Source organism: Campylobacter troglodytis, from assembly GCF_006864425.1.
GTDB classification, from domain to species: domain Bacteria; phylum Campylobacterota; class Campylobacteria; order Campylobacterales; family Campylobacteraceae; genus Campylobacter_D; species Campylobacter_D troglodytis.
Map to the genome: position 1 here is coordinate 1 of NZ_QHLI01000127.1, position 2,011 is coordinate 2,011.

A 2,011-nucleotide genomic window follows, 5' to 3' on the forward strand; every position below is an offset into this window, starting at 1 on the left:
AAAGTTTGCAAAATTTATACTTGCTAAATTTAATGAAGTTATAAGAGAAAATCCGCTTAAGTTGTCTTGAGCCAAAAAATTTTGTGCTTCACTTCAAAGCAACAAGATTAATACGAAAAATTTAGGACAAAATTTTTATCAAATTTTATTAAAGTTGATAAGGGAAAATCCTATTAGAGTATCTTGAGCCAAAAATAATACTCCATTTGAGAGAAGAAAAGACATAACTGATCCTCTAGAGATTTTACTAAATGGCTATAAAAATTCTTTTAAGGAGTAAAAAATGAAAAAAATGTGCGTAATATTTTTAGTAGCATTTATATCAGTAGTATTCGTAGCACATGGGGTTTCGGATGATCTAAACAAATCAAGTATCTTTAAAGCTTTATCGCAAGATTTTGGTGCGGATTCAAATATAGATTCAATCAAAACCGAGCAAAATTTTAATGCTTTAAGCCAAAATGCTACAAATTGTGATGAGAGCTATAAGCAAGAGATATGTGGTGATGATTATTTATGCAACGCAAGTAAATGTTTATACAAAAATTTCACAAGCATAGATGAAGCCTTTAAATTTTATGTAGAACAAGAGATACAAAATCAAGTCGCTTTTTTAAAAGATAGAGGAGAGCTAGAAAGTCAAAACACAAGCTTAGTTGTTTATAAGCATATGCTAGGCATAGCTTTGCCAAAGATAAATGAGAGCAAGAACATCACAAGTTCTATCAAGGATTATTACTCTGGCATACAAAATCAGTGCTACTTTGAGTTTAAACGCACTAGCGAGAGTTTAATGATAGAATTTAAACTGTGTTGATAGCGAAAACAATGTGATTATTTTCACACAAAAGGGTGATGCAGTGGAGATTATTGGCAAAAGCGAGGCATTGTGAAAAATGAAAAAGTTAGAGATAGTTTTTTTGGTAGGAGTTGTGTCGGTAGCATTTGTAGCGTATGGTGATTCAACAAATTTGCGTTAGCCACAAACCATAGATTTTAATGATTTGTAGGCTGAATATAGCGTAGATTTAAATAAAGTACACGAAACTAGTCAAAGTTTACCATAAGAAATTGCAGATTGTGATTTTTGATGAAGCTATTAGACCTTACAAAAGAACGTTGTGCTATCTTAGATATATTCCCTAATCTTGTTATCATAGAGGTAAAAATATCGAAGAAGCCTACCAGCAGTTTTTGTTAGATGATGAGGCTTTAAAAATAAAAAAGCTTCTTTTAAACAAGTTGCCGAACAAAAATCATACGCATACTAACTCAGTGATTAGCGAATGGACAGAAAAATATATTATTATATATCAATGGAAAGATAGAAAAACACTAGAAATTCACATTCAGCATCTAGATGATTGTATATACGATTACTATACATTTTTTGATTTAGACGGTGGTGTGGTTAAAATTATGCGCAATCAAGAAACTTGCTAGAATTCTTTAAAATATATAGGGAAAAAGTATAAAATAGCATTGAGATTTAAAGATATGGTATCCGCACTTAAAGTATACAGTTTAGATAATGGCAAGGAATTGATAAAGGATAAAAGCTCTTATATTAAAGCCAACAAGTTTAAATTTATCGATTTTTGTGATAGGTTTTACTTTGGTTATTAGAATTTAGGAGATAAGGTTCTTAAACTATTTAAAGGTAAAAGTACTAAAAATACATTAAACAACTACAAAGCCACAGCTTAGACCATTAAGGCAAGAATGGAAATATAATTAATGATAAAGGTGGCGACATAGTATATTTTTTAGGTCTTTCACACATTGAAATCAATGGGCATCTTAACATTACAAATCCAAAAGATTTAAACAAAGCTATGCAAGATTTAAAGTAGCTAAAAATAAAAGAATGAAAAGATATGTATATACAAAAACCATATAATCTATTAAAGGTGAAAAACAAATGACTCTAGCTTATATACGCAAGCATAGCAATATAAATGATAGGTATGAGTGGGATAGATTTTTCTACCTTGATAAAGAGGTTTTATCT

General features: G+C 29.9%; 2 protein-coding genes. Both read left to right on the forward strand.

The annotated features are described in order from the left end of the window. Positions 1–283: 283 nt before the first annotated feature. Positions 284–817 (forward strand): hypothetical protein, encoded by a 534-nt coding sequence (locus DMC01_RS12300; RefSeq protein WP_142694475.1) that lies wholly within the window; start codon positions 284–286, stop codon positions 815–817. Between the two features lie 377 nt (positions 818–1,194). Next, positions 1,195–1,443, forward strand: coding sequence for a hypothetical protein (locus DMC01_RS12305; RefSeq protein WP_142694476.1), 249 nt, complete (start codon positions 1,195–1,197; stop codon positions 1,441–1,443). Positions 1,444–2,011: the final 568 nt, after the last annotated feature.

Bases quoted from the DNA above. Each gene is read 5' to 3' on its own strand.
- DMC01_RS12300 (WP_142694475.1), top strand. From the start codon at position 284: ATGAAAAAAATGTGCGTAATATTTTTAGTAGCATTTATATCAGTAGTA.